Origin of the sequence: Bacillus paramycoides (assembly GCF_001884235.1) — a bacterium.
Classification (GTDB): domain Bacteria; phylum Bacillota; class Bacilli; order Bacillales; family Bacillaceae_G; genus Bacillus_A; species Bacillus_A paramycoides.
This window is the reverse complement of sequence record NZ_MAOI01000109.1, coordinates 1-245: the sequence shown is the minus strand read 5'-3', so window position 1 is coordinate 245 and position 245 is coordinate 1. Positions and strand designations below refer to the sequence as shown.

Annotated in this window: 1 protein-coding gene; it reads left to right on the top strand. The window is 39.6% G+C overall.

Annotated elements, in window-relative coordinates:
• Positions 1–245 (top strand): Cna B-type domain-containing protein (locus tag BAU28_RS23590; RefSeq protein WP_116500458.1); only part of this gene is annotated, 245 nt, incomplete at both ends.

Genomic DNA, 245 nt, shown 5'->3' with positions numbered 1-245 from the left:
ACAACAGTAGAAGGAACGAAAACGTGGAAAGATGGCAATGCGACAGATCGTCCGAAAACAATCAAAGTAGATTTACTACAAAACGGTCAGGTCATCAATACACAAGAAGTAAGTGAAGCAACAGGTTGGAAATATGGATTCAAAGACTTAGCGGCATACGATGCCGAAGGTAATGCGTATAAGTATGAAGTAAAAGAACAACCGGTGGATGGATATAAATCTGAAGTTCACGGTTATGACATTAC